This is a genomic window from Pseudomonas sp. WOUb67, assembly GCF_050058005.1.
Taxonomy (GTDB): domain Bacteria; phylum Pseudomonadota; class Gammaproteobacteria; order Pseudomonadales; family Pseudomonadaceae; genus Aquipseudomonas; species Aquipseudomonas putida_R.
The window spans coordinates 3,026,050-3,050,430 of sequence record NZ_CP170112.1 but is presented as its reverse complement, the minus strand read 5'-3'; the positions used below and the strand labels follow the sequence as shown (position 1 = coordinate 3,050,430).

The window sequence follows — 24,381 nt, the reverse complement described above, 5'->3', positions numbered from 1 at the left end:
GGGCGCAATGCGCCCCGCCTTTTTACATCAACCTTCAGCCGCCTCACGTTTCATGCGCGCCCGCCGGGCAAAGATGTTGAGCATCTCGATCACAGTCGAGAACGCCATTGCCGCATACACATACCCCTTCGGTACATGAGCGCCAAAACCTTCGGCGATCAGCGTCATGCCGATCATGATCAGGAAGCCCAGGGCCAGCATGACCACCGTCGGGTTGTCATTGATGAAGTTGGCCAGCGGGTCGGCGGCCACCATCATGACAATGACTGCCGTGATCACGGCAATGATCATGATCGGCAAGTGCTCGGTCATGCCCACGGCGGTGATGATGCTGTCGACCGAGAAGACGATGTCCAGCAACAGGATCTGGAAGATTGCCGCAGCAAAGCCCAGGGTAATGGTCGAACCGACCTTGGCTTCTTCCTTGGCACCGTGCGGGTCAACGCTTTCGTGGATTTCCTTGGTCGCCTTCCACAGCAGGAACAGGCCACCGGCAATCAGGATCACGTCCTTCCAGGAGAAGGCGTTTCCGAACACTTCGAACACCGGGTCGGTCAGCTGTACGATCCAGGCCACCGTGCTGAGCAAGGCCAGGCGCATGACCAACGCCATGCTGATACCGATACGCCGTGCCTTGGAGCGGTACTCCACGGGCAGTTTGTTGGTCAGGATGGAGATGAAGATCAGGTTGTCGATGCCCAGTACAACTTCCATGGCGACCAGCGTAGCCAGGGCAACCCAGGCGGTGGGGCTAGCGGCGAGTTCCAGCAAGTATTCCATTGTTCAAATCCTGCAGCGGCGGTTTAGGGTCAGATTTCCTGGGTGTCTTTTTTCTTGTCGGCTTCTTCAGGCTTTTGCCCTTCGCCGCCGATGGCCTCGTTCAACGCCTGCTGAGCGGCCTTGTTGGTGTCGTCGATGGCCTGCTTGGCCGACTGCGCGGCCTGGTCGAGCATCTGCTGGGCGGATTTCTCGGCCTGATCGCAACCTGCCAGGGTGAACAGGGCCAACGCCAGCACCAATGGGGTACCGATGGATTTGAGTTGCAGCATGGTGTCCTCGCTTGAAATATCCCGTCGGCGCATGGCGCCTGATGCGGTGCATTCTAGAGACGCTGATAGTTCAGGAAAATTCGTATTTTCATGGCGTATACTTCGGTTTTTACGAATCGGGACGACCGACGGTGCTCAACTATCGCCAGCTGCATTACTTCTGGGCCGTGGCCAAGACAGGCAGCATTACCCGCGCCAGCGAACAACTGAACCTTACTCCGCAAACCATCAGCGGGCAGATTAGCCTGTTCGAGCAAACCTACGGCCTGGAACTGTTCCAGCGCGCCGGCCGGCAGCTGGAGCTGACCGAGACCGGCCGCCAGGCGCTGGTATATGCAGAGCAGATGTTCCAGATCGGCGGCGAGCTGGAAGCCATGCTGCGCGCCGGCCCCCAGGAGCAGATCCTGTTCCGCGTGGGGGTGGCCGACGTGGTGCCCAAATCCATCGTCTACCGCCTGCTGGCACCGACCATGGAGCTGGATGAGGTGCTGCGCATCAACTGCCGCGAAGACAAACTTGAGCGGTTGCTGGCCGACCTGGCCATCCAGCGCCTGGACCTGGTGATTTCCGACAGCCCCATGCCCGGCAACCTGGACATCAAGGGCTACAGCCAGAAGCTGGGTGAGTGCGGGCTGAGCTTCTTCGCCACGCCGGCGCTGGCGCAACGCCTGGACGGCCCCTTCCCCGCCTGCCTGCAGGACGCCCCGCTGCTGGTTCCCGGCCAGGAAACCGTGGTGCGCAGCCGCCTGCTGCGGTGGCTGGGTGAGCAACAGGTGCAGCCGCGCATTGTGGGCGAATTCGATGACAGTGCGCTGATGCAGGCGTTTGGCCAGTCGGGCAGCGGCATTTTCGTTGCCCCCAGCGTGATCGCCGAAGAAGTATGCCGCCAGTATGGCGTGACGCTGATCGGCCAGACCGAGGCCGTGCACGAGTCGTTCTATGCCATTTCGGTGGAACGCAAGGTCAAGCACCCGGGGATCGTGGCGATTACCGAGGGGGCGCGTCGGGAGTTGTTTCACTGGTAGCCATCAAGGCCTGATTGACTCAAGCCATGCACTGAACCTGTAGGAGCAGCCTTGCGCTGCGAAAGGGCCTGCATGGCTAAAGCAAATAGGTGGCAGTAATGGCCTCTTCGCAGCACAAGGCTGCTCCTACAGGTATTGCATCAGCCTGTCCGCACAAGGCCAGACATGCCCTACAAGCCTCTATGGTAAAGTCCGACCTTTCCAGATTCCGAGATACCGCAGCACATGACCCCCCTCCTTCGCCTCCTCAACCGTACCAGCCTGGTGACACAGATCGTCATCGGCCTGCTCGCCGGCATCGCCCTTGCCCTACTCGCGCCCGCCATCGCCCGCGACCTGGCCTTCCTCGGCAAGGTATTCGTCAGTGCCCTGAAGGCCGTGGCGCCCGTGCTGGTGTTCGTGCTGGTCATGGCCTCTATCGCCAACCACCGCCACGGCCAGGAAACCCATATCCGCCCGATCCTCTGGCTGTACCTGCTGGGCACTTTCGCCGCAGCGGTGGTGGCCGTGGTCGCCAGCATGCTGTTCCCGTCCAATCTGGTGCTGAGCGCTGGTGAGGCAACGCTGAGCGCGCCGGGCGGCATCTCCGAGGTGATGCAGAACCTGCTGCTGAGCGCGGTCGACAACCCGATCAACGCCCTGCTCAACGCCAACTTCATCGGCATACTGACCTGGGCCATCGGTTTGGGCGTTGCCCTGCGCCATGCTGGTCAAACCACGCGAACCGTGGTCGAAGACCTTTCCAATGGCGTAACCCTGATCGTGCGCGTGGTCATCCGCTTCGCCCCGCTGGGCATCTTTGGCCTGGTCAGCTCCACCCTCGCCCAGTCGGGCCTGCAGGCGCTGCTCGGCTACCTGCACCTGCTGGCTGTGCTGATCGGCTGCATGCTGTTCGTGGCGCTGGTGATGAACCCGCTGATCGTGTTCTGGAAGATCCGCCGCAACCCTTACCCGCTGACCCTGCTGTGCCTGCGCGAAAGCGGCATCACTGCGTTCTTCACCCGCAGCTCGGCGGCCAATATCCCGGTCAACCTGGCGCTGTCGGAGCGCCTTGGCCTGCATGAAGACACCTACTCGGTGTCGATCCCGTTGGGCGCAACCATCAACATGGCCGGCGCGGCCATCACCATTACCGTGCTGACCCTGGCTGCGGTGCATACCCTGGGTATCCCGGTGGACCTGCCAACGGCCGTGCTGCTCAGCGTGGTGGCGGCGGTGTGCGCCTGCGGCGCTTCGGGTGTGGCCGGGGGCTCGCTGCTGCTGATTCCGCTGGCGTGCAGCCTGTTTGGCATCCCCAGTGAAATTGCCATGCAGGTGGTGGCGGTGGGCTTCATCATCGGTGTGCTGCAGGATTCGGCCGAGACAGCGCTGAATTCGTCGACCGATGTGCTGTTCACTGCGGCAGCTTGCCAGGCCGAAGAGCGGCGTAACGCTTGAGGACCAAGGGGCCGCTTGTGGGAGCGGGTTCACCCGCGAATCAAGCGACGCGGTGGATGGCACCGGCTGCGCCGGTGTTCGCGGGTGAACCCGCTCCCACAGGATTGCGAGCGGCCCCAATTGCCTTACACGGTGGCATTACCTACCCTAGTGGCCTTTCCCCAGTAATGAGACAGGGCCATGTCAGAACACGAAACCGCCGGTGTTGGCCGCTTCAACAGCGTTGAGATCCGCATTCTCGGTTCGCTGATCGAAAAGCAGGCCACCAGCCCGGAAAGCTACCCGCTGACCCTCAATGCCCTGGTCCTGGCCTGCAACCAGAAGACCAGCCGCGAGCCGGTGATGACCCTTACCCAAGGCCAGGTCGGCCAGGCCTTGCGCGCCCTTGAAGGGCAGGAAATGACCCGCCTGCAGATGGGCAGCCGCGCCGACCGCTGGGAACAGCGGGTGGACAAGGCACTGGAGCTGGTGCCGGCCCAGCTGATACTGATGGGCCTGATGTTCCTGCGCGGCCCGCAAACCCTCAACGAACTGCTGACCCGCAGCAACCGCCTGCACGACTTCGACGACACCGACCAGATCCAGCACCAGCTGGAGCGCCTGATCTCGCGCGATCTGGCCTTGCACCTGCCACGCCAGGCCGGCCAGCGTGAAGACCGCTATACCCACGCCCTGGGCGACCCGGCAGAAATCGAGGTCATCCTCGCTGCACGCCAGCAGGAAGGTGGCGCGCGCAGCAGTGGCGCCAGTGTCTCGGAAGACCGCATCGAAGCCCTCGAAGCCCGCATCGCGGCGCTGGAGGCGCGCCTGGCCGGGCTGGAAGGCTGAGCCGTCACGGCTCGCGGTCGGGGAAGTTGCGGCAGCTCTTGCGTTCGGCCAGCTCCCGGTCACTGGGGCGCTGGTCGACGAACACGGTACGGCCGTCGGCGTAGATTTCCAGGTAGCCCCAGTGCAGGTCCTGCTCTTTCTGCCCGGGCTTGGGGGGGACTAGCCACCAGGGTTCGCGGCTGATCAGGGTCATGTTCAAGCTCCTGAGGGTGTCTGCACTAATCATAGACACCCTCAAGTACAGCTTTGTCAGTTCCGGCCCTTTCGCGGGCAAGCCCGCTCCCACAGTGGCCTACACAATGCTCAGACTTGTGCGGTACTTGTGGGAGCGGGCTTGCCCGCGAAGAGGCCGGTACAGGCTTACGCCGGCGCCGAAGTGCGAATCAGGTGATCGAAGGCCGCCAGCGAAGCCTTGGCCCCCTCACCCACCGCAATCACGATCTGCTTATACGGCACGGTAGTCACGTCACCAGCGGCAAACACACCCGGGATGCTGGTCTGGCCCTTGGCATCGACGATGATCTCGCCACGCGGCGACAGCTCGACGGTGCCCTTCAGCCAATCAGTGTTCGGCAGCAGGCCGATCTGCACGAAGATGCCTTCCAGCGCCACATCGTGTTGTTCATCCGTGGTGCGATCCTTGTAGCGCAGGCCGGTCACTTTCTCGCCGTTGCCCAGCACTTCGGTGGTCAGCGCACTGGTGATCACTTTCACGTTCGGCAGGCTGTGCAACTTGCGTTGCAATACCGCATCGGCACGCAGTTGGCTGTCGAATTCGATCAGCGTCACCTGGGCGACGATACCGGCCAGGTCGATGGCCGCTTCCACGCCTGAGTTGCCGCCACCAATCACCGCCACGCGCTTGCCCTTGAACAGCGGGCCGTCACAGTGCGGGCAGTAGGCCACGCCGCGGCCGCGGTATTCCTGCTCGCCCGGCACGTTCATTTCGCGCCAGCGGGCACCGGTGGCCAGGATTACGGTCTTGGCCTTGAGCGACGCACCGCCGGCCAGGCGTACTTCATGCAGGCCGCCGTCGGTGGCCGGAATCAGCGCTTCGCCGCGCTGCAGGTTCATGATGTCCACGTCGTATTGCTTGACGTGTTCTTCCAGTGCCGTGGCCAGTTTCGGCCCTTCGGTTTCCTGCACCGAGACGAAGTTTTCGATGGCCAGGGTATCGAGCACCTGGCCGCCGAAGCGCTCGGCGGCGACACCGGTGCGGATGCCTTTACGTGCGGCGTAGATGGCCGCTGCTGCGCCAGCTGGGCCACCGCCGACTACCAGTACATCGAAAGCGTCCTTGGCGTTGATCTTCTCAGCCTGGCGAGCGCCGGCATTGGTGTCGATCTTGCCGAGGATTTCTTCCAGGCCCATACGGCCCTGGCCGAACACTTCGCCGTTCAGGTAGACGCTTGGCACCGCCATGATCTTGCGCGATTCCACTTCGTCCTGGAACAGCGCACCGTCAATGGCAACGTGGCGCACGTTAGGGTTGAGCACCGCCATCAGGTTCAGCGCCTGGACCACGTCCGGGCAGTTCTGGCACGACAGCGAGAAGTAGGTTTCGAAGGTGAACTCGCCTTCCAGCGCCTGGATCTGCTCGATCACTTCGGCACTGGCCTTGGACGGGTGGCCGCCGACTTGCAGCAGCGCCAATACCAGCGAGGTGAATTCGTGGCCCATGGGTATGCCAGCGAAGCGCAGGCTGATGTCGCTACCCGGGCGGTTCAGCGAAAACGACGGGCGACGGGCATCGGTACCGTCCGCGCTGAAGGTAATGAGGTTCGACAAACCGGCAATTTCCACCAGCAGGTCGTGCAATTCGCGGGACTTCGCGCCGTCGTCGAGGGAGGCAACGATCTCGATCGGCTGGGTGACCCGCTCCAGGTAGGTTTTCAGTTGCGATTTAAGCGTGGCGTCCAACATACGGGCGATTCCTTTTTTCAAAACTCGGATACAAAAACGCCCAGGCGATGTCGCCCGGGCGTTTGACGGGGCGGTAACAACTTCAGCTTTGGCGGCTGAGTACCGCCCGCGACTGGCTCACAGCCTTAGATCTTGCCAACCAGGTCCAGCGATGGCGCCAGAGTGGCTTCGCCTTCTTTCCACTTGGCCGGGCACACTTCGCCTGGGTGAGCGGCCACGTACTGGGCAGCCTTCACTTTACGCAGCAGTTCGGCAGCATCGCGGCCTACACCACCGTCGTTCAGTTCGACGATCTTGATCTGGCCTTCCGGGTTGATCACGAAGGTACCCCGATCGGCCAGGCCGGCTTCTTCGATCAGCACGTCGAAGTTGCGCGAAATGACGTGGGTCGGGTCACCGATCAGCGGGTACTGGATCTTGCCGATGGTGTCCGAAGTGTCGTGCCAGGCTTTGTGGGTGAAGTGGGTGTCGGTGGACACGCCGTAGATTTCCACACCCAGTTTCTGGAACTCGGCGTAGTTGTCGGCAAGGTCACCCAGCTCGGTCGGGCAGACGAAGGTGAAGTCAGCCGGGTAGAAGAACACGACAGACCACTTGCCTTTCAGGTCGGCTTCGCTGACCTGGACGAACTCGCCCTTGTGGTAGGCGGTGGCGTTGAACGGTTTGACTTGGCTGTTGATGATTGGCATGAGAGACGCTCCTTCATGGGGTTGGAATCAGTTGATGGATAGAATCCTAACTAATCATTCCGCTGAAGGCTCATTGGCAAAGCTCATGCTTGCGATTGGTTTTGGCTATAACCGGGGTTAATTAATAGAAGGGATTAAGCTGAGCAAAGGATTGCGAACCGAGCACCTGCCGGGTTGGCACACCCTCTGTAGGAGCAGCCTTGTGCTGCGAAGAGGCCCGAATGCCAGAAGAAGTTCTGTGACAGCAAGGGCCTCTTCGCAGCACAAGGCTGCTCCTACAGGTTGCAAGCAGACTGAGCGATATCAGCGGGTGACTGTGCGCATGGTCACGAACTCTTCGGCCGCCGTCGGGTGCACGCCGATGGTTTCATCGAACTGCTGCTTGGTCGCCCCGGCCTTCAGGGCAACGCCCAGGCCTTGGATGATCTCGCCGGCATCAGGGCCAACCATGTGGCAACCCAGCACCTTGTCGGTCTCGGCATCGACCACCAGCTTCATCAGGGTCTTTTCCTGAATGTCGGTCAGGGTCAGCTTCATGGCGCGGAAGCGGCTTTCGAACACCTGCACCTTGTGCCCGGCCTCCAGCGCCTGCTCCTCGGTCAGGCCAACAGTGCCGATAGGCGGCTGGCTGAACACCGCCGTCGGGATGTTCTGGTAGTCCACCGGGCGGTACTGCTCCGGCTTGAACAGGCGTCGCGCCACGGCCATGCCTTCGGCCAGGGCCACCGGGGTCAGTTGCACACGGCCGATCACATCGCCAATGGCCAGGATCGACGGCGCAGTCGTCTGGTACTGCTCGTCGACACGAATGTAGCCACGCGCATCCAGCTCGACGCCGGTGTTTTCCAGGCCCAGGTTGTCCAGCATCGGGCGCCGCCCCGTGGCGTAGAACACGCAGTCTGCAACCAGCTCGCGGCCGTCCTTGAGGGTGGCCTTGAGGCTGCCATCTTCAAGCTTGTCGATACGCTGGATATCGGCATTGAACTGCAGGTCGAGGCCGCGCTTTTCCAGTTCTTCCTTCAGGTGCGTGCGCACCGAGCCATCGAAGCCGCGCAGGAACAGGTCGCCACGGTACAGCAGCGTGGTGTCGGCCCCCAGGCCCTGGAAGATGCCAGCGAACTCGACGGCGATGTAACCACCGCCCACTACCAGCACCCGACGTGGCAGGTCCTTGAGGTAGAAGGCCTCATTGGAGGTGATCGCCAGTTCCTTGCCCGGGATGTCCGGGATCTGCGGCCAGCCGCCGGTAGCGATGAGGATGTGCTCGGCGGTGTAGCGCTGGCCTTCCACTTCCACTTCATTGGCGCCGGTCATGCGCGCGTGCCCCTGCAGCAGGGTCACGCCGCTGTTGACCAGCAGGTTGCGGTAGATGCCGTTGAGGCGCTCGATCTCGCGGTTCTTGTTGGCAATCAGGGTGCCCCAGTCGAAATGCCCTTCTTCCAGGGTCCAGCCAAAACCTGCGGCCTGTTCCAGTTCGTCCGCGACATGCGCGCCGTACACCAGCAGCTTTTTCGGCACACAGCCGACGTTGACGCAGGTCCCCCCCAGGTAGCGGCTTTCGGCCACTGCCACTTTTGCGCCAAAGCCCGCGGCAAAGCGCGCTGCGCGCACACCGCCGGACCCGGCACCAATCACGAACAGATCAAAATCGTAGGCCATGTATTCAGTCTCCTAGGCAGGCGCCCAGCATAACGCCGTTGGCCGCCGCAAACAAAAAAGCCACCCCGAAGGGTGGCTCTCGTACCAGCTGGGCTTATCAGTAAGCCTTGCCGGTCTTGTAGAAGTTTTCGAAGCAGAAGTTGGTCGCCTCGATGTAACCCTCGGCACCACCGCAGTCGAAACGACGGCCTTTGAATTTGTAGGCGATCACATTACCTTCCGCCGCTTGCTTCATCAGGGCGTCGGTGATCTGGATCTCGCCACCTTTGCCCGGCTCGGTCTGCTCGATCTTCTCGAAGATGTCCGGGGTCAGGATGTAACGGCCGATGATGGCCAGGTTCGACGGCGCATCTTCAGGCTTCGGCTTCTCGACCATCGAGTCCACACGGAAGATGCCGTCACGGATCTCTTCGCCGGCGATGACGCCGTACTTGTTGGTTTCCTGCGGGTCGACTTCCTGGATCGCAACGATCGAGCAGCGGTATTGCTTGAACAGCTTGACCATCTGCGCCAGCACGCCGTCACCGTCAAGGTTGACGCACAGGTCGTCCGCCAGCACCACTGCAAACGGCTCGTCGCCAATCAGCGGGCGGCCGGTGAGAATAGCGTGGCCCAGGCCTTTCATTTCGGTCTGGCGGGTGTAGGAGAACGAGCACTCGTCAAGCAGGCGACGGATACCTACCAGGTATTTTTCCTTGTCGGTGCCCTTGATCTGGTTTTCCAGCTCGTAGCTGATGTCGAAATGGTCTTCCAGGGCGCGCTTGCCGCGGCCGGTAACGATGGAGATTTCTTTCAGACCGGCATCCAATGCTTCTTCAACGCCATACTGGATCAGTGGCTTGTTGACCACCGGCAGCATTTCCTTGGGCATGGCTTTGGTAGCGGGCAGGAAGCGAGTGCCGTAGCCGGCCGCCGGGAACAAGCATTTTTTGATCATATACGTCCTTAACAAAGGCTAGGCCTGTGGAATTCGGCGCAGTCTAATCAGGCGGCACTCACCTTACAATGCCCCCGATAGCGACCGATGCCATCATAGAGATAACCCAGTGTAGATAGTTCCGGGGGATCGTAAATATTACCGTCATACATGACGGGCGGATGACAGCAAAAAGATGGCGCCCATGCCGGCCATTTCGCGGGCTTGCCCGCTCCCACAGGTAACGCACCGCATACAGAACTGTGGTGATCCTGTGGGAGCGGGCAAGCCCGCGAAGAGGCCGGCAAAGGCGCTACATCAGCTACCGGTCCCCTGCCCGATCAGCACCCCGTCTACCTTCTGACCATACAGGTTCACGCCATCATTGGCATGGAACTTCACCCGCGTCTTCTCGATGGAGCCCTCCACCAGTCGCGGGTCCTGCGGCCGTTCATGGCGGTTGACCCACGCGGCAACGTCCCAGGCCTGCTGATCGCTGAGGCTGCCCGGCTTGCCCAGCGGCATGTTGTACTTGATGAACGACGCCGCCGTGTTGATGCGGTGCATGCCAGCGCCCCAGTTGTAGGAGTCCTTGCCCCACAGCGGCGGCATCACGTAATCACCAGCCACCTTCTGCCCTTCGCCGTTGTCGCCGTGGCAAATCGCGCATTGCTCGCGGTACACCTGCTGGCCGCGCTTGAAGTCATAGCCGCCCTCAGGCTGCGGCACTTCCGGGTAACCACGCCCGGCAATCTCCACGCCAGTGGGCGCCTTGGTCGACAGCCAGTACGCATAGGTGGCCAGTGCCGTCATCTGCGGGCTATCGGCGGCGGGAGGCTTGCCGTTCATGCTGAACTGGAAACAGCCCTGGATGCGCTCTGCGTAGGTATTCACCTTGTCGTTCTTCTTGCGGTACGCGGGGTACATCGGGTACGCGCCCCACATCGGCGCGGAATGCGCCAGGCGCCCCTGGTCGAGGTGGCAGTTGCTGCAATTCATGCCGTTACCTACGGCCTCGGGCATCAGCCGGCGGGTATCGACGAACAGCGCATGGCCCTCGCGCACCATCTTGCCAAAGGCATTGTCGGGCAACTCGCTTTCAGCGGGCGGCACGAACTGCGGCGCGGCTTGCACGCCGGGTACCTTCAACTGCGACTGGTCTTCCATGGCGATCGGGGCGGCCTGGGCGCCGCCCATGGCCAGCAGCAACACGGCTGGAATCAGTGGTTTCATGGCGTGACCTCCTGGCTGGTAGAGCGGGCGAAGAACTCGGCGACAGCCTTGATCTCGTCATCAGTCATGGCCTTGGCCACGCCGACCATCAGCTGGTTGGGGTCATTGCTGCGGCTGCCGTCGCGCCAGGCATTGAGCTGCGCCACCAGGTAACCGGCGGGCTGGCCGGCCAAAGGCGGGAAGTGTTCGCCAACCCCGGCGCCGCCAGGGCCATGGCACTGCACACAGCCTGGGATCTGCCGGCTCCAGTCGCCGTACAGGGCCATGCGGGTGGTAGGGTCATCGGCAATCTGCTGGCGCCACAGGTGGCCGGCGGGGTCTGCTGGCAGGCTGGCCAGGTAGGCACTCACCGCCTTGATTTCATCTTCGCTCAGGGCCTTGGCGAGCGGTTCCATCACCGGCTGCTTGCGGCTGCCATTGCGCCAGTCATGCAGTTGCTTGCTGAGGTAACCGGCCGGTAACCCGGCCAAACGCGGAAAGCCGGCGGCGGCAATGCCCTTGCCGTCCGGGCCATGGCACCCGAGGCAAGCCATGGCAGCGGGGTTGGCCCCGCCCTGGGTGAAGACTTTCTGGCCATCGGCGGCATGCGCCGTGGGCCAGGCCAGGATCAGCAGGCTGCCGATCCCGACGCGTCTCAACGGTGTCATCACGAATCTCCTTTTCTTTTGTTATATGTTTAGGCTTAAAACATATAAGCAAAGAAAGGAAGGTCCGTTGCCTCAGATCAATGTCCGGAGATGCATTGGGTGGCCGCCGTGCGTACATCGCCCAGGCGCAGGGGGAAGTTGTTCAGCCGCTCATGCAGCTTGATGCTGCTGCCGCTGCCACGCTTGTCGATGTCCACCAGCGCCGCCGGGCCCACCCCCGAGCTGATCTTCTGCGGCACGATCAGGCGCAGGCCGTCGCCACGCGGCTCTTCCACCAGCGGATCGCGCGTATCGGCCAGCTTCTGCTTGATGCAGTCGGCATATTCACGCGGGGTCTTGCCAGAAATCACATCCAGCGTTTCGTGCGATTGCTCCAGCTCCGAAACGCTGACGCAACCGCCCAGCGCCGCCACAGACAACACCGCCACCATCCACTTCATTCAGAGCACCTCAGCCTTCAAGAATCCCGTTCGACCGCAGCCAGGCGGTTTTGCTCCCTGCCCTGGCAGATTTATCGGGGGCCTGGCCATCGAGCGCGCCAGTGTATCGGCACATCGTGGTATCTTTTGCCTTTACAGATCCAAACCTTGCGGAGCATCACATGAAATTCGTACACCAGCGCGAGCACCTCAACGAGGACGACATCGTCGTTATCGAATGCTCCCAGCGCTGCAATATCCGCCTGATGAACGACGCCAACTTCCGCAGCTTCAAGAACGGCGGCCGTCACACCTACCACGGCGGCGCTTTCGATCAGTTCCCGGCGAAAATCACCGTGCCCAGCACCGGCTTCTGGAACATCACCATCGATACCGTGACCACCCGCCCGATCTCGGTCACCCGCAAGCCAACGCTGACGCACAAGATCAAGTTCATCCGTCGTTCGTCGTCGAAACTCAGATAAGGCCACCATGTCCCAGACCACCAAGTACGTCATCAAATACAAGCTCGACGGCCAGCGCCGCTGGGATTTCGCACTGATGCCCGATGCCTCCCAAGAGCAAGCCCTGGAAGCACTGCGCAAGATCCACGGCGAAGACGCCGAGAAAATCAGCGATATCCAGGTCAGCAAGGCCCTGTAAAACCCGCCGCACCGCTCGCCCCGCGCAAGGAGAACCGCATGAGTCACTGGCCAGACCGCCGCATCCTCGACCTGCTGGGCATCGGCTTGCCTGTTCTGCAGGCCCCCATGGCGGGGGCAAGCGGTTCGCACATGGCCATTGCCGTGGGCCTGGCCGGCGGGCTGGGTGCCCTGCCCTGCGCCATGCTCACCGCTGAGCAGGTGCGTGCCGAGATCGAGGCCTTTCGCGCTGGCTGCCCGGGCCGCCCGCTGAACCTGAACTTCTTCTGCCACCAGCCGCCAGCGCCCGATGCCGAGCGCGATGCACGCTGGAAGCAGGCCCTGGCGCCCTACTACAGCGAAACGGGCGCCGATTTCACGGCCCCCACGCCGGTGTCCAACCGTGCGCCTTTCGACGAACAAAGCTGCCAGCTGATCGAGCAACTGCGCCCGGAGGTGGTGAGCTTTCACTTCGGCCTCCCCCAGGCAGACTTGCTGCAACGGGTGAAGGCCAGCGGGGCCAAGGTACTGTCCAGCGCCACGACGGTGGAAGAAGCGGTTTGGCTGGAGCGCAATGGCTGTGACGCGATCATCGCCATGGGTTATGAAGCCGGCGGCCATCGGGGCATGTTCCTCAGCGACGACATTACCAGCCAGATCGGCACCTTCGCCCTGGTGCCGCAGGTGGCGGACGCGGTCAGCGTGCCGGTGATTGCCGCAGGCGGTATCGGCGACCACCGCGGCCTGGTAGCGGCCCTGGCTTTGGGCGCTTCGGCCGTGCAGATCGGCACGGCTTACCTGTTCTGCCCCGAGGCCAAGGTTTCGCCGGCCCACCGCCAGGCGCTGGACAGCGCGCCCGCCAGCGACACGGCGTTGACCAACCTGTTTACCGGCCGCCCGGCGCGTGGCATCAACAACCGCATCATGCGCGAGCTGGGGCCGATGAGCGACCTGGCACCGCGCTTCCCGCTGGCGGGTGGGGCATTGATGCCTTTGCGGGCGATCACCGATCCGCAGGGTAACAGTGACTTCAGTAATCTGTGGTCGGGGCAGGCGTTGCGGTTGGGTAGGCACATGCCTGCAGGGGAGCTGACCCGGCAGATTGCAGAACAGGCACTGGCCTTGGTTAGTCGTTAGGCATCTTCATACGCAGGTTCGGCCTCTTCGCAGCACAAGGCTGCTCCTACAGAGGTTACGCCGCCTGTAGGAGCAGCCTTGTGCTGCGAAGAGGCCGGGCCTGCAAATGCATCACCCAGCCCCTTCCCGGCAAATGGCCTATCGCTATATAGTTGAAGATATAACGATAACCCCAAGGAGCTGTCTTCATGCGTATCCGCCCAACCCACCTGGCCGTCACCGCCCTGGCCACCCTGTTCGCCTTCAACACTGCCTGGGCCGACGAAGTCCAGGTTGCGGTCGCAGCCAACTTCACAGCCCCCATCCAGGCCATCGCCAAAGACTTCGAAAAGGACACCGGCCACAAACTGGTCGCGGCCTACGGCGCCACCGGGCAGTTCTACGCACAGATCAAGAACGGCGCACCGTTCGAAGTGTTCCTCGCCGCTGACGACAGCACCCCGAAGAAGCTTGAAGAAGAAAAGGAAATCGTCCCGGGGTCGCGCTTCACTTACGCCATCGGCACCCTGGCCCTGTGGTCGGCCAAAGATGGCTACGTAGATGCCAAGGGTGACGTACTGAAGAAGAACGAATACAAACACCTGTCCATCGCCAACCCGAAAGCCGCACCTTACGGCCTGGCCGCCACCCAGGTGCTGGACAAGCTGAAGCTCACCGAAGCCACCAAAGGCAAGATCGTCGAAGGCCAGAACATCACCCAGGCCTTCCAGTTCGTCTCCACCGGCAGTGCCGAGCTGGGCTTCGTCGCCCTGTCGCAGATCTACAAGGACGGCAAGGTAACCAACGGCTCGGCCTGGATCGTCCCCTCCAACCTGCACGACCCGATCCGCCAGGACGCGGTGATCCTCAACAAAGGCAAGGACAATGCAGCCGCCAAGGCGCTGGTCGAATACCTGAAAGGCCCGAAAGCTGCAGCGGTGATCAAGTCCTACGGCTATGAACTCTGATGCCACTGGACGCCAGTGACCTGGGTGCAATCTGGCTGACCGTCAAACTGGCCAGCCTGACCACCCTGATCCTGCTGGTTATCGGTACCCCCATCGCCTGGTGGCTGGCGCGCACGCGCTCATGGCTACGCGGGCCGGTGGGTGCGGTGGTGGCACTGCCGCTGGTATTGCCACCGACGGTGATCGGCTTTTACCTGCTGATCGCCCTCGGGCCGCACGGCTGGCTCGGCCAGGCTACCCAGGCGCTGGGCCTGGGCACTGTAGTGTTCAGCTTCACGGGCCTGGTGATCGGCTCGACGGTGTATTCCATGCCGTTCGTGGTGCAACCGTTGCAGAATGCCTTTGGCGCGATCGGCCAGCGCCCGCTGGAAGTCGCCGCTACCCTGCGCGCCAGCCCATGGGATACCTTCGTTCATGTGGTGCTGCCGCTGGCCCGCCCCGGCTTCGTCACTGCCAGCATCCTCGGCTTCGCCCATACCGTGGGCGAATTTGGCGTAGTGCTGATGATCGGGGGCAACATCCCCGACAAGACCCGCGTGGTCTCGGTGCAAATCTTCGATCACGTCGAGGCCATGGAGTATTCGCAAGCCCACTGGCTGGCCGGTGCCATGCTGGTGTTCTCTTTCCTGGTGCTGCTCCTGCTGTACGCCGGACGCCGCGGCAAAGCTGGCTGGAGCTGAAATGACCGCATCGATAGTGGCGCGCCTGAACCTGGCGCGCGACGACTTTACCCTGGACGTTGACCTGCACCTGCCCGGGCGCGGCATCAGCGGGCTGTTCGGCCACTCGGGCTCCGGCAAGACCAGCTGCCTTCGCTGCCTGGCCGGGCTGGAGCGGGCCGCCAGCGCCTACATCGAGGTTAACGGCGAAGTCTGGGAAGACAGCACCCGCGGCTACTTCCAGGCCCCGCACCTGCGGCCGGTGGGCTATGTGTTCCAGGAGGCCAGCCTGTTCCCGCACCTGTCGGTACGCGGCAACCTGGAATTCGGCTGGCGTCGGGTGGCGGCGGCAGAACGCAAAGTCAGCCTCGACCAGGCCTGCCAGTTGCTGGGCATCGGCCACTTGCTGGAACGCCGCCCCGCGACGTTGTCTGGCGGCGAGGCGCAGCGGGTGGGCATTGCCCGTGCCCTGCTCAGCAGCCCACGCCTGCTGCTGATGGACGAGCCGCTGGCGGCCCTCGACGGGCCGCGCAAGCGCGAAATCCTGCCCTACCTTGAGCGCCTGCACGATGAACTGGACATTCCGCTGGTGTATGTCAGCCACGCCCAGGATGAAGTCGCACGGCTGGCCGACCACCTGGTGTTGCTGGAGCAAGGCCTGGTGGTCGCCAGCGGCCCGATTGGCGAAACCCTGGCCCGCCTCGACCTGTCGCTGGCCCAGGGCGAGGACGCTGGTGTGGTGTTCGAAGGCCTGGTGGTCGGCCACGATCCGCACTACGACCTGCTCGACCTGCGCCTGCCCGGCGGCACAGGGCCGCTGCTGCGCATCGCCCATCCGGCCCACGTGATGGGCAGCACCTTGCGGGTCAAGGTGCAGGCCCGCGACGTCAGCCTGGCGCTGGCGGCCGACAGCACATCGAGCATCCTCAACCGCCTGCCGGTGCAGGTGTGCGAAAGCCGCCCGGCCGACAACCCGGCCCATGTGCTGGTCAGCCTGGATGCCGGCGGCAATGCCTTGCTCGCGCGCATCACGCGCTTCTCGGCAGACCAGCTCGGCCTGCACCCGGGCCAGCTGCTGTTCGCCCAGATCAAGTCGGTGGCGTTACTGGGCTGAGCATCCTGCGCGCGGGCGTTGTCCATTGATCAGTGACCTGATCGAGGCCTGCCCGCCATGCTCGACTGCCCCCTGCCGCGCAGTTTGCACTACGTTGACGACAGCCAGCCGGGCCTGACCCGGCGACGCTGGCGCGACCGCTTCATTTACCTGAATGCCGATGGCCAGCGGGTGCGCGACAGCGCCACCCTTGCGCGTATAGCCGCGTTGGTGATTCCGCCGGCCTACACAGATGTGTGGATCTGCACCGACCCACAGGGCCACTTGCAGGCAACCGGTCGCGATGCCCGTGGCCGCAAGCAGTACCGCTACCACACGCAGTGGCGCGAGTTGCGCGACCAGCACAAGTACGGCCGCATGCTGGCCTTCGCCCAGGCCTTGCCAAAACTGCGCGCGCAACTGGAAACCCACCTGGCACGGCCAGGCCTGGACCGGGAAAAGGTCATGGCATTGGTCGTGAGCCTGCTGGACCACACCCTGATCCGCATCGGCAACCAGCGCTACCTGCGCGACAACCAGTCCTACGGGCTGACCACCCTGCGCAACCGCCACGTTCAGGTAAAAGGCAGCAGTATCCGCTTCCAGTTTCGCGGCAAGCGTGGCGTGGAGCACGACGTCACCCTCACCGACCGGCGCCTGGCCAACCTGCTCAAGCGCTGCATGGAGTTGCCCGGCCAAGCGCTGTTCCAGTACCTGGATGAAGACGGCGAGCGCCACAGCATCGGCTCCAGCGAGGTCAATCAGTTCCTGCAGGAGCTGACCGGTGCGGACTTCACGGCCAAGGACTACCGCACCTGGGCCGGCAGCAGCCTGGCCCTGAACCTGCTCAGGCCCTTGGCCTGGGAGCCCGAGACCGAGGCAAAGCGCCAGGTCGCCGCCATCGTCCGCCAGGTGGCCACACGGCTGGGCAATACACCCGCGGTATGCAGGCGCTGCTACATTCACCCGGCGGTACTTGAACACTATGCCCTGGGGCGGCTGGGCAACTTGCCGAAGCGCCGTATGCGCAAAGGCCTGGACCCTGAAGAAGTAGCCTTGCTGTTATTTCTTCAGGCACTTGAGGAACAGGATGGCCATTAAGCCTGTCTATTCAGGCGATGATACGAAGAAATTTCCCATTGGCCGCCAAGCCCCCTATTCTTGCCATCGAGCACCTTGGCCGACAAACCGCTGGCGGTTTGTTTCGGCACCTGCAACTGAAGATACGCAACAGAATTTGTCTGTCGGGGAATTACTATCCGCCGAAAGCGTCTTTAATGAGAAGGAAGAGGGACACGCTCCCGCCGCCGCGGCAACTGGCCCAGCGGTCTTTTACATCACCAAGGAGAACTACATGCTGATACTCACCCGCAAGGTTGGCGAAAGCATCGTCATCAACGATGACATCAAAGTCACCATTCTGGGCGTCAAAGGGATGCAGGTGAGGATCGGGATCGATGCACCGAAAGATGTCCAGGTCCATCGCGAGGAGATTTTCAAACGCATTCAGGCCGGTAGCCCAGCCCCGGAAAAGCACGACGACTCACATTGAGCTTACCCCCTCCAGCGTGCAAGGACGCGCTCGACCGCCAGCCTCAGGTGCCCAGTAACTGACGCACCTTGGCGATCATCTCGTCCATGTCGAACGGCTTGTCGAATATTGCGGCGAACAGGGCCGGGCATCCTTGGCTGGCCTGCGCGCCGCTCATCAGAATGACCGGCAACTCGCACAGCGTCGGGTCTTCGCGCATGGCGCGGACCAGCTCCTCACCGTTGAGCAGCGGCATCATGTAGTCGGTGATTACCAGCTCAACGCGCTTCTCTTTCAGTGCCTCTAGCGCCTTGCAGCCATTGCTCGCCTTTTCAACCAGAAAGCCTTCGTCCTCCAGCGCAAAACCGAGGATATCGGCAATCAGGTATTCGTCATCGACGATCAGGATGGTGTTCATCGGCGCGCTCCGTCACCCATTCCCTTGCGGCACCGGCGTTCCCGACAGCACACCACAGGCGCCTTCGAACGCCTTGCGCAAGGTGATGCCCTGCGGCCCGATCAGCAGCTCGTGCAAGGCAGGGTCATGGTGACTGTCACGCACCTTGAGGATGGACAGCATGCGCCGCAGCTGCGAATCCAGCTCGACGAAGCGCATCAGCATCAGGTTGTCGACAATGCTCGACAGGTCCGGGGCCGGGGCGCTGATTTCGGCGCCGAAGATGTCGCGCATTTCCCAGGTCAGCATCACGCTTACATCACGCGCACGCAGCTCGCCAGCGATGGCGCGGAAAAACGCATTGAGCCGCGTCGGTTCGACAGCGAGGCGACTGAACGCCCCGAGGCTGTCAATCAACACGCGCTTGCTGCCCTGCGCCTCGACACGCTCAAGAAGGCGCGCACCGACCTGGTCCAGCAGCCCCTCGGTGGTCGGTTGCCAGCACAACTGCAGGCTACCTTCCTGCTCCATCGCTGCAAAGTCGTACCCCAGCGACGCGGCCTTGTTGCGCAGGCGTTCGGGGGTTTCGTAAAAGCCGAAATGCAGCCCCGGCGCCTGCACGGTGCTGGCGCCAAGAAAGGCCAGCCCCAATGAAGTCTTGCCGATACCCGACGGCCCGATCAACAGGCTGACCGAACCCTTGGCCAGGCCGCCGTCGAGCATTTCATCTAGGGTTGGCACACCGCTGCCGATGCGCGCCGGGGTGGCACTGCCCATCTGGCTGGGGTGGCTGTACAACGCCTCCAGGCGCGGGTAGACGTGCATGCCGCTTTCATCGATAAGGCATTCGTGGCGCCCCGACAACGCCCCACTGCCGCGGGTCTTGCGCAACTGGACATGGCGCACGGCGCGGCTGCCCACCAGTTGCTCACCCAGCTCGATCACCCCATCGACCATGGTGTGCTCCGGGCTGCCTTCGTCCAGCCGCGCGCTGGTGAGCAGCAGCACGGTGCAGCCGGCAAAGGCCGCATGGCCTTGCAGCTCGGAGACAAACTTCTTGGTGTCCAGCGAGGTTTCGGCACGCACCCGGGCATTGAGCACGCCGTCGACAATCAACAGGCTGGCCTGCTGCCGGGCGATTTCCTGGCGCAGCAGCCGCACCACGGCATCCAGCCCTTCCTGCTCCAGGGTGTCGAATGCACTGACAAACTGAATCTGGTCGCCGACCAGCGTCGGGTCGAAAAAGTCCAGGGTGGACAGGTACTGGAACAGCCGCTCATGCGACTCGCTCAGCAAGGTGGCCACCAGCACCCGGCCGCCCGCGCGCACGTGACCACACGCCAGCTGGTTGGCCAGGATGGTCTTGCCGGCACCGGGCGGGCCTTGAATGATGTAGGAGGCGCCGGCCACCAGGCCGCCCTTGAGCAGGGCATCGAGCCCTTCGATACCTGTCACCAACCGCCTGAGTGCCTGCGCCATGATGCTTACCTGTCGAGTGGGCTGTTGGTCTTGTCCTGATACGTTGGCAAGTAAAGCTGCATGGAAGTTCCATGGCCGAACTCACTGGCGACCCAAATGGCGCCACCGCTCTGCCTGGCAAAACCATACACCTGGCTAAGGCCCAGGCCAGTGCCCTTGCCAAACGGCTTGGTGGTGAAGAAGGGCTCGAAGATGCGCGGCAATACTTCTGGTGCAATCCCTTCGCCGCTGTCTTCCACCACAAACCGCACAAAGCTGCCGTGCAACCCTTCCACCTCGCCAGCCAACTCGACCACATCGGCCGTCAGCCCTATGCGGCCCTCCCCGGCGATGGCATCGCGGGCATTGAACAGCAGGTTCAGCAGCACCATCTGCAACTGCCCGGCGTCCACTTCGATCAACGGCAAGCCCGCTTGCAACTGCACCTGCAGTTCAATAGAACCGGGCAGTGCATGCTCCAATAGACCGCGAGTAGCCGCTACAAGGTCTGCCGGTGCGACGCAAGCCACATCGAGCTGTCGGTGGCGGGCAAAGCTGAGCAGTTGCTGGGTCAGTTCGGTGCCCCGCTGCCCGGCATCGAGAATGTGCTGCAGCATGCGCTGTATACGTGCCGGGTCCTGGCTGGCCAGCGCCAGGCGCGCTGAACTGATGATGATGGTCAGCATGTTGTTGAAGTCATGCGCCAGCCCCCCGGTCAACTGGCCGAGGGCTTCCAGCTTTTGCGCCTGGAACAGCTGGGCGCGCACGGCATCGAGCTGCATCGCCGACTCGCGGCGGTCGGTGATGTCCCGCGTGACCTTGGCCAGGCCGATGATCTGGCCCTGGTCATCGCGGATCACATCCAGCGCCGCCAGCGCCCAGAACTGTGTGCCATCCTTGCGCACCCGCCAGCCCTCATCCTGCGCCACACCCTGCTCCAGCGCCTGGCGCAGCAAGCGCTCGGGGCGGCCGTCGGCACAATCCTGGGGGGTGAAGAACAGCGAGAAATGCTGGCCGATCACTTCATCGGTGCGGTAGCCCTTGATCCGTTGCGCGCCGGCATTCCACGACACCACATGGCCGGTCGGGTCGAGCATATAGATGGCGTAATCCACCACCGACTGCACCAGCTGTTCATAGCGCTGGGCAGGCATGACGGGGTGATCGAGGCAGTCAGCTGAAACCATGAAAACTCCGCTGGCACAGCAGGAGGGACAATATGAGCTTAGCCGAGGGTAACCGCCAACGGCCCCCTGTGGCTACCGATCGTCAGCGTTCAGGCTCGACCAACGCAGGGCTGATACGCCGTGGCATGGCAACTTTCAGCAGCCACAGGCCAACCAGCATGATCACCGCGCCGCCAGCCATAGCCATCCACCGCTGCGGCTGTGGGTGCTCGGCATCGAAACCGAGCATCAAGAGGTAGCCACCCAGGCTGATCAGGCTGAGGTAAAGAAAAGCCCCCAACCCGATCACCAGCGCAAACAACAGCCGCCAGAACAGCCGTGGGCGCACGACACGCTCGCCAGCGTCGGACTTAGCCATCGCCGCATACTCTTGGATCCAATAAAGGGTGCAACAGTGGCGTAATGACAGCAAGGTGTCAATTACCCCGTGGTTCGGCCCTTCATTCTGTTGATCATAGGTGCTGCAGTTGACTCAACTATAACAATGGGTTATAAAGCGCGCTTGATTGCAAAGCCCTTCTGCTTAGAAGCGAGCTGGTCGTTGCGGCCCTTTCAAGCGTGCGAGTGTGGTGGAATTGGTATACACAGCAGACTTAAAATCTGTCGGCGTGAGCCTTGCGGGTTCGAGTCCCGCCACTCGCACCAAACTTCTTCGAAAAGGCGCCCTTGCGGCGCCTTTTTGCTGTCTGCCAGCAATGTTTTGCGCAGCTGCTAGAGTGGAACGTGTCCCCGTCCACTGGAACGCTACCATGCGCTACTCCCTGTTCGATGGCCAACGCGACATCATTATCCTGATCGCCCGCGTGCTGCTTATGATCCTGTTCGTCTTGTCTGGCTGGGCCAAGCTCACCGGCTTTGATGGCACAGTTGGCTACATGACGTCGTTGGGCGCCCCTGCCCCCATGCTGGCGGCTGCAATTGCCGTAATCATGGAGTTTGTCGTCGCCATTCTGCTGATCCTGGGCTTCTACACACGGCCGCTGGCGTTTCTGTTCGCGCTGTTCGTGCTGGGCACGGCGCTGCTGGGCCACCCGTTCTGGAACATGGTCGACCCCGAGCGCAGCGCCAACATGACCCAGTTTCTGAAAAACATGAGCATCATGGGCGGCCTGCTGTTGCTGGCCGTGAGCGGCCCAGGCCGTTTCTCGGTGGATGGGCGATGAGTCAGTCGTCTTCGCAATCATCGAACCAGGCCGAGTGATCACGCTCCTCGTCATCGAGGTCATCCAGCGTTTCCTCGTCCTCTTCCACTTCATCCTCGGCGCCCTGGGCATCCGCCTCGGGCTCCATGCCTTCGTCGAGAAATTCATGGTCAAGCAGGTGATCGTGCTCGGGTTCGTGCAGGTCGTCTTCGTCGTGCATGCTGGCTCCTGGGGTAATGGCAGGCCTGTATAGGCGCATCAGGTTCCGAGGTCAATGTGTTGCCGCTTAATCCTGGGTTAACCGGCCAGGCGCAGCCTGCAGTCTCTCCCTTCAAACGTCTTTTGCCCGCCTTTCATGGCGGGCTTTTTTATGGCCTTGGGCGCATGACAGCCTCATGACCTGAGCTTCACGAAATACTCACAACCGGATCGGCACACTGGCCCCGCTCCGTACGTTCTTGCAGCCCGCCGCATCATTGCCGCGGGCTTTTCTTTTTGCGGCGTGTTCTTGAAGCATGACCTACAGCAGTTTTGCCCGACCCGGCAAGGGCTATGCTAAGCCAGCGATAACCCAAGCTCACTCGGATAGACACGGAGGCTCTTATGAAAGCTGCTGTTGTTGCACCAGGCCGTCGCGTGGACGTGGTAGAGAAAACCCTGCGCCCCCTCGAACACGGCGAAGCACTGCTGAAGATGCAATGCTGCGGTGTCTGCCACACCGACCTGCACGTGAAAAATGGCGACTTCGGTGACAAGACCGGCGTCGTGCTGGGCCACGAAGGTATTGGCGTGGTCCAGGAAGTCGGGCCGGGCGTTACCTCGCTCAAGCCGGGTGACCGTGCCAGCGTTGCCTGGTTTTACCAGGGTTGCGGGCATTGCGAGTATTGCAACAGCGGCAACGAAACCCTGTGCCGCGAAGTGAAGAACTCCGGGTACACCGTGGACGGTGGCATGGCCGAAGCCTGCATCGTCAAGGCCGACTATTCGGTCAAGGTGCCCGACGGGCTCGACTCCGCTGCTGCCAGCAGCATCACCTGCGCCGGCGTGACCACCTACAAGGCGGTAAAGATCTCCAACATCCGCCCCGGACAGTGGATCGCCATCTACGGCCTCGGCGGGCTGGGCAACCTGGCCCTGCAATATGCCAAGAACGTCTTCAACGCCAAAGTGATCGCCATCGACGTCAACGAGCAGCAACTGCGCTTCGCCAGCGAAATGGGCGCAGACCTGATGGTCAACCCGCTCAACGAAGACGCCGCAAAGGTTATCCAGGCCAAGACCGGTGGCGCCCACGCCGCCGTGGTAACTGCTGTCGCCAAAGGCGCATTCAACTCGGCCGTCGATGCCCTGCGCGCTGGCGGGCGACTGGTTGCCGTCGGGCTTCCGTCGGAATCCATGGACCTGAACATTCCCCGCCTGGTACTGGATGGCATCGAAGTGGTGGGCTCGCTGGTAGGCACACGCCAGGACCTGCAGGAAGCCTTCCAGTTTGCAGCTGAAGGCAAAGTGGTGCCCAAGGTGACCCTGCGCCCGATCGAAGACATCAACCAGATCTTTGACGAGATGCTGGAAGGCAAGATCAAAGGCCGCATGGTGATCCAGTTCGAAGGTTGATAGCCTGAAGACGGATCATTTCGCACGACCACAAAGCCCGTAGATGATCCTCTACGGGCTTTTTGCCTTCTCAACAGTCAAGGAACAGACCATGAGCTTCGACTGGCACGCCGGGCCGATTACCCGCGCCACCCCGCTGGACAAGCAGTACCGCAACACGCAGAAGGTTCGTCAGTTTCTGCTCAGTGAGTGTGGCGCGTCATTCAAGTTCGACCGTGCATTTATGGCATGGATCAAAACCGGGGCACCCTCAACGATGGGCGAAGTCGCGGACGAATGGCGGCGAATCCATCGATGACAGCGGGCACCTGATGCCTGCGAGCAGGTTTGTGCTGTAGCGGCTTCTTTGAGCATCTTGTCCAACGATTCAACCATGCTGGAATAATCCATTTCCTGACTCCAATTGGATTTGGCTTGAGTTCACCCTAGCTGGAGAACGTTTCAATATTTGATGAGGGCGCCGAGGCGAAATTGCTCGCCCTCCTCCTGATGACCGTCGCGCAAGCGGTGAGGTTCAAGATAAGGCGCGAATCTTTGCTGCGGGAAAAACCCGGGATAGAGCGCCCTGGTCAAATGATGCGCCCGCCACGCTGGCGGGCTTTCCGGCATGGGCTATCTGAGGGGCAAGCGTGGTGAAACTACTGCACAGCTGGTGCTTGAGGCTTCCAGCCCTTTGCCGTTGCGGCTACGTAACTCATCATTGATAGGGGCACTTTGAATACTGGATAGGCAAGCGTCTGCATCCTGATC

General features: G+C 62.2%; 29 protein-coding genes and 1 tRNA gene. 15 read left to right on the top strand and 15 right to left on the bottom strand.

Features of this window, described 5'->3' with window-relative positions; genetic code table 11:
• Positions 1-27 precede the first annotated feature (27 nt).
• Both ABOC32_RS13780 and ABOC32_RS13775 read right to left on the bottom strand, forming a co-directional pair.
• Complete coding sequence (locus tag ABOC32_RS13780; protein WP_086977597.1) at positions 28-780, bottom strand: TerC family protein; 753 nt, start codon at positions 778-780, stop codon at positions 28-30.
• Positions 781-809: 29 nt separating this feature from the next.
• Positions 810-1,049 (bottom strand): hypothetical protein, encoded by a 240-nt coding sequence (locus ABOC32_RS13775; RefSeq protein WP_086977599.1) that lies wholly within the window; start codon positions 1,047-1,049, stop codon positions 810-812.
• Positions 1,050-1,180: 131 nt separating this feature from the next.
• On the opposite strand from ABOC32_RS13775, the gene nhaR reads away from it, so the two are divergent.
• From nhaR to ABOC32_RS13760, 3 genes are all read left to right on the top strand, one after another.
• Positions 1,181-2,074, top strand: a complete 894-nt coding sequence (nhaR, locus tag ABOC32_RS13770; protein WP_426811406.1) for a transcriptional activator NhaR — start codon at positions 1,181-1,183, stop codon at positions 2,072-2,074.
• 225 nt (positions 2,075-2,299) lie between these two features.
• A complete protein-coding gene (gene sstT, locus ABOC32_RS13765; protein WP_426811405.1) occupies positions 2,300-3,511 on the top strand; it encodes a serine/threonine transporter SstT in 1,212 nt (403 codons plus the stop codon).
• Positions 3,512-3,691: 180 nt separating this feature from the next.
• Positions 3,692-4,339, top strand: coding sequence for a YceH family protein (locus tag ABOC32_RS13760; RefSeq protein WP_426811404.1), 648 nt, complete (start codon positions 3,692-3,694; stop codon positions 4,337-4,339).
• 4 nt (positions 4,340-4,343) lie between these two features.
• Here the strand turns inward: ABOC32_RS13760 and ABOC32_RS13755 are convergent, their stop codons facing one another.
• From ABOC32_RS13755 to ABOC32_RS13720, 8 genes are all read right to left on the bottom strand, one after another.
• Positions 4,344-4,532: a hypothetical protein gene (locus ABOC32_RS13755; RefSeq protein ID WP_043199601.1), complete on the bottom strand. Its 189-nt coding sequence runs from the start codon at positions 4,530-4,532 to the stop codon at positions 4,344-4,346.
• Between the two features lie 167 nt (positions 4,533-4,699).
• Positions 4,700-6,262: an alkyl hydroperoxide reductase subunit F gene (gene ahpF / locus ABOC32_RS13750; protein WP_426811403.1), complete on the bottom strand. Its 1,563-nt coding sequence runs from the start codon at positions 6,260-6,262 to the stop codon at positions 4,700-4,702.
• 125 nt (positions 6,263-6,387) lie between these two features.
• Entirely contained in the window at positions 6,388-6,951 is a 564-nt protein-coding gene (gene ahpC / locus ABOC32_RS13745; protein ID WP_004375926.1) for an alkyl hydroperoxide reductase subunit C, read from the bottom strand.
• Positions 6,952-7,254: 303 nt separating this feature from the next.
• Entirely contained in the window at positions 7,255-8,610 is a 1,356-nt protein-coding gene (gene gorA, locus ABOC32_RS13740; protein WP_043199598.1) for a glutathione-disulfide reductase, read from the bottom strand.
• A 97-nt stretch (positions 8,611-8,707) separates the two neighbouring features.
• Positions 8,708-9,547 carry a UTP--glucose-1-phosphate uridylyltransferase GalU gene (galU, locus tag ABOC32_RS13735; protein ID WP_043199596.1) on the bottom strand — a complete coding sequence of 280 codons (840 nt, stop codon included), beginning with the start codon at positions 9,545-9,547 and terminating at the stop codon, positions 8,708-8,710.
• Positions 9,548-9,844: 297 nt separating this feature from the next.
• Positions 9,845-10,759: a c-type cytochrome gene (locus tag ABOC32_RS13730; RefSeq protein ID WP_426811402.1), complete on the bottom strand. Its 915-nt coding sequence runs from the start codon at positions 10,757-10,759 to the stop codon at positions 9,845-9,847.
• Positions 10,756-11,406, bottom strand: coding sequence for a c-type cytochrome (locus tag ABOC32_RS13725; RefSeq protein ID WP_426811401.1), 651 nt, complete (start codon positions 11,404-11,406; stop codon positions 10,756-10,758). Before ABOC32_RS13725 ends, ABOC32_RS13730 begins: the two co-directional genes overlap by 4 nt.
• Positions 11,407-11,483: 77 nt before the next feature.
• Positions 11,484-11,846 (bottom strand): hypothetical protein, encoded by a 363-nt coding sequence (locus ABOC32_RS13720; protein ID WP_426811400.1) that lies wholly within the window; start codon positions 11,844-11,846, stop codon positions 11,484-11,486.
• A gap of 161 nt (positions 11,847-12,007) precedes the next feature.
• On the opposite strand from ABOC32_RS13720, the gene ABOC32_RS13715 reads away from it, so the two are divergent.
• The 8 genes from ABOC32_RS13715 (at position 12,008) to csrA (ending at position 17,854) form a co-directional block, all read left to right on the top strand.
• Positions 12,008-12,310: a DUF1883 domain-containing protein gene (locus ABOC32_RS13715; protein WP_086977615.1), complete on the top strand. Its 303-nt coding sequence runs from the start codon at positions 12,008-12,010 to the stop codon at positions 12,308-12,310.
• Between the two features lie 7 nt (positions 12,311-12,317).
• Complete coding sequence (locus ABOC32_RS13710) at positions 12,318-12,488, top strand: hypothetical protein (protein WP_426811399.1); 171 nt, start codon at positions 12,318-12,320, stop codon at positions 12,486-12,488.
• Between the two features lie 38 nt (positions 12,489-12,526).
• Positions 12,527-13,603, top strand: a complete 1,077-nt coding sequence (locus ABOC32_RS13705; protein WP_426811398.1) for an NAD(P)H-dependent flavin oxidoreductase — start codon at positions 12,527-12,529, stop codon at positions 13,601-13,603.
• A 188-nt stretch (positions 13,604-13,791) separates the two neighbouring features.
• Positions 13,792-14,550, top strand: coding sequence for a molybdate ABC transporter substrate-binding protein (gene modA / locus ABOC32_RS13700; protein ID WP_426811397.1), 759 nt, complete (start codon positions 13,792-13,794; stop codon positions 14,548-14,550).
• Positions 14,550-15,230 (top strand): molybdate ABC transporter permease subunit, encoded by a 681-nt coding sequence (modB, locus tag ABOC32_RS13695; RefSeq protein ID WP_012273152.1) that lies wholly within the window; start codon positions 14,550-14,552, stop codon positions 15,228-15,230. The genes modA and modB overlap by 1 nt, the downstream gene beginning before the upstream one ends.
• 1 nt (position 15,231) lies before the next feature.
• A complete protein-coding gene (modC, locus tag ABOC32_RS13690; protein ID WP_426811396.1) occupies positions 15,232-16,323 on the top strand; it encodes a molybdenum ABC transporter ATP-binding protein in 1,092 nt (363 codons plus the stop codon).
• Between the two features lie 57 nt (positions 16,324-16,380).
• Positions 16,381-17,403 carry a DNA topoisomerase IB gene (locus tag ABOC32_RS13685; RefSeq protein WP_426811395.1) on the top strand — a complete coding sequence of 341 codons (1,023 nt, stop codon included), beginning with the start codon at positions 16,381-16,383 and terminating at the stop codon, positions 17,401-17,403.
• A 253-nt stretch (positions 17,404-17,656) separates the two neighbouring features.
• Entirely contained in the window at positions 17,657-17,854 is a 198-nt protein-coding gene (csrA, locus tag ABOC32_RS13680; RefSeq protein WP_004375914.1) for a carbon storage regulator CsrA, read from the top strand.
• 43 nt (positions 17,855-17,897) lie between these two features.
• On the opposite strand, the gene ABOC32_RS13675 is transcribed toward csrA, so the two are convergent.
• From ABOC32_RS13675 to ABOC32_RS13660, 4 genes are all read right to left on the bottom strand, one after another.
• On the bottom strand, positions 17,898-18,251 hold the full coding sequence (locus ABOC32_RS13675) for a response regulator (RefSeq protein WP_426811394.1): 354 nt from the start codon (positions 18,249-18,251) through the stop codon (positions 17,898-17,900).
• Between the two features lie 12 nt (positions 18,252-18,263).
• Positions 18,264-19,709 carry an ATPase domain-containing protein gene (locus ABOC32_RS13670; RefSeq protein WP_426811393.1) on the bottom strand — a complete coding sequence of 482 codons (1,446 nt, stop codon included), beginning with the start codon at positions 19,707-19,709 and terminating at the stop codon, positions 18,264-18,266.
• 5 nt (positions 19,710-19,714) lie between these two features.
• Positions 19,715-20,875 (bottom strand): two-component system sensor histidine kinase NtrB, encoded by a 1,161-nt coding sequence (locus ABOC32_RS13665; RefSeq protein WP_426811392.1) that lies wholly within the window; start codon positions 20,873-20,875, stop codon positions 19,715-19,717.
• 82 nt (positions 20,876-20,957) lie between these two features.
• Entirely contained in the window at positions 20,958-21,233 is a 276-nt protein-coding gene (locus ABOC32_RS13660; protein WP_426811391.1) for a hypothetical protein, read from the bottom strand.
• A 202-nt stretch (positions 21,234-21,435) separates the two neighbouring features.
• Between ABOC32_RS13660 and ABOC32_RS13655 the strand changes: the two genes are divergently transcribed.
• Positions 21,436-21,520 (top strand) — tRNA-Leu (locus ABOC32_RS13655).
• Between the two features lie 104 nt (positions 21,521-21,624).
• The gene (locus ABOC32_RS13650) at positions 21,625-22,038 is read left to right on the top strand and encodes a DoxX family protein (RefSeq protein WP_016498950.1); all 414 of its coding nucleotides are present in this window, start codon (positions 21,625-21,627) and stop codon (positions 22,036-22,038) included.
• Between the two features lies 1 nt (position 22,039).
• Here ABOC32_RS13650 and ABOC32_RS13645 read toward each other — a convergent pair whose 3' ends face one another.
• Positions 22,040-22,237 carry a hypothetical protein gene (locus ABOC32_RS13645; protein WP_426811390.1) on the bottom strand — a complete coding sequence of 66 codons (198 nt, stop codon included), beginning with the start codon at positions 22,235-22,237 and terminating at the stop codon, positions 22,040-22,042.
• A 383-nt stretch (positions 22,238-22,620) separates the two neighbouring features.
• Here ABOC32_RS13645 and adhP point away from each other — a divergent pair, with 383 nt between their 5' ends.
• Together adhP and ABOC32_RS13635 are read left to right on the top strand one after the other, a co-directional pair.
• Complete coding sequence (adhP, locus tag ABOC32_RS13640; protein WP_426811389.1) at positions 22,621-23,631, top strand: alcohol dehydrogenase AdhP; 1,011 nt, start codon at positions 22,621-22,623, stop codon at positions 23,629-23,631.
• 91 nt (positions 23,632-23,722) lie between these two features.
• On the top strand, positions 23,723-23,929 hold the full coding sequence (locus ABOC32_RS13635; RefSeq protein WP_426811388.1) for a DUF6434 domain-containing protein: 207 nt from the start codon (positions 23,723-23,725) through the stop codon (positions 23,927-23,929).
• Positions 23,930-24,381 lie beyond the last annotated feature (452 nt).

Bases quoted from the DNA above. Each gene is read 5' to 3' on its own strand.
- ABOC32_RS13780 (WP_086977597.1), bottom strand. From the start codon at position 780: ATGGAATACTTGCTGGAACTCGCCGCTAGCCCCACCGCCTGGGTTGCC.
- ABOC32_RS13775 (WP_086977599.1), bottom strand. From the start codon at position 1,049: ATGCTGCAACTCAAATCCATCGGTACCCCATTGGTGCTGGCGTTGGCC.
- sstT (WP_426811405.1), top strand. From the start codon at position 2,300: ATGACCCCCCTCCTTCGCCTCCTCAACCGTACCAGCCTGGTGACACAG.
- ABOC32_RS13760 (WP_426811404.1), top strand. From the start codon at position 3,692: ATGTCAGAACACGAAACCGCCGGTGTTGGCCGCTTCAACAGCGTTGAG.
- ABOC32_RS13755 (WP_043199601.1), bottom strand. From the start codon at position 4,532: ATGACCCTGATCAGCCGCGAACCCTGGTGGCTAGTCCCCCCCAAGCCC.
- ahpF (WP_426811403.1), bottom strand. From the start codon at position 6,262: ATGTTGGACGCCACGCTTAAATCGCAACTGAAAACCTACCTGGAGCGG.
- ahpC (WP_004375926.1), bottom strand. From the start codon at position 6,951: ATGCCAATCATCAACAGCCAAGTCAAACCGTTCAACGCCACCGCCTAC.
- gorA (WP_043199598.1), bottom strand. From the start codon at position 8,610: ATGGCCTACGATTTTGATCTGTTCGTGATTGGTGCCGGGTCCGGCGGT.
- galU (WP_043199596.1), bottom strand. From the start codon at position 9,547: ATGATCAAAAAATGCTTGTTCCCGGCGGCCGGCTACGGCACTCGCTTC.
- ABOC32_RS13730 (WP_426811402.1), bottom strand. From the start codon at position 10,759: ATGAAACCACTGATTCCAGCCGTGTTGCTGCTGGCCATGGGCGGCGCC.
- ABOC32_RS13725 (WP_426811401.1), bottom strand. From the start codon at position 11,406: ATGACACCGTTGAGACGCGTCGGGATCGGCAGCCTGCTGATCCTGGCC.
- ABOC32_RS13720 (WP_426811400.1), bottom strand. From the start codon at position 11,846: ATGAAGTGGATGGTGGCGGTGTTGTCTGTGGCGGCGCTGGGCGGTTGC.
- ABOC32_RS13715 (WP_086977615.1), top strand. From the start codon at position 12,008: ATGAAATTCGTACACCAGCGCGAGCACCTCAACGAGGACGACATCGTC.
- ABOC32_RS13710 (WP_426811399.1), top strand. From the start codon at position 12,318: ATGTCCCAGACCACCAAGTACGTCATCAAATACAAGCTCGACGGCCAG.
- ABOC32_RS13705 (WP_426811398.1), top strand. From the start codon at position 12,527: ATGAGTCACTGGCCAGACCGCCGCATCCTCGACCTGCTGGGCATCGGC.
- modA (WP_426811397.1), top strand. From the start codon at position 13,792: ATGCGTATCCGCCCAACCCACCTGGCCGTCACCGCCCTGGCCACCCTG.
- modB (WP_012273152.1), top strand. From the start codon at position 14,550: ATGCCACTGGACGCCAGTGACCTGGGTGCAATCTGGCTGACCGTCAAA.
- modC (WP_426811396.1), top strand. From the start codon at position 15,232: ATGACCGCATCGATAGTGGCGCGCCTGAACCTGGCGCGCGACGACTTT.
- ABOC32_RS13685 (WP_426811395.1), top strand. From the start codon at position 16,381: ATGCTCGACTGCCCCCTGCCGCGCAGTTTGCACTACGTTGACGACAGC.
- csrA (WP_004375914.1), top strand. From the start codon at position 17,657: ATGCTGATACTCACCCGCAAGGTTGGCGAAAGCATCGTCATCAACGAT.
- ABOC32_RS13675 (WP_426811394.1), bottom strand. From the start codon at position 18,251: ATGAACACCATCCTGATCGTCGATGACGAATACCTGATTGCCGATATC.
- ABOC32_RS13670 (WP_426811393.1), bottom strand. From the start codon at position 19,709: ATGGCGCAGGCACTCAGGCGGTTGGTGACAGGTATCGAAGGGCTCGAT.
- ABOC32_RS13665 (WP_426811392.1), bottom strand. From the start codon at position 20,875: ATGGTTTCAGCTGACTGCCTCGATCACCCCGTCATGCCTGCCCAGCGC.
- ABOC32_RS13660 (WP_426811391.1), bottom strand. From the start codon at position 21,233: ATGGCTAAGTCCGACGCTGGCGAGCGTGTCGTGCGCCCACGGCTGTTC.
- ABOC32_RS13650 (WP_016498950.1), top strand. From the start codon at position 21,625: ATGCGCTACTCCCTGTTCGATGGCCAACGCGACATCATTATCCTGATC.
- ABOC32_RS13645 (WP_426811390.1), bottom strand. From the start codon at position 22,237: ATGCACGACGAAGACGACCTGCACGAACCCGAGCACGATCACCTGCTT.
- adhP (WP_426811389.1), top strand. From the start codon at position 22,621: ATGAAAGCTGCTGTTGTTGCACCAGGCCGTCGCGTGGACGTGGTAGAG.
- ABOC32_RS13635 (WP_426811388.1), top strand. From the start codon at position 23,723: ATGAGCTTCGACTGGCACGCCGGGCCGATTACCCGCGCCACCCCGCTG.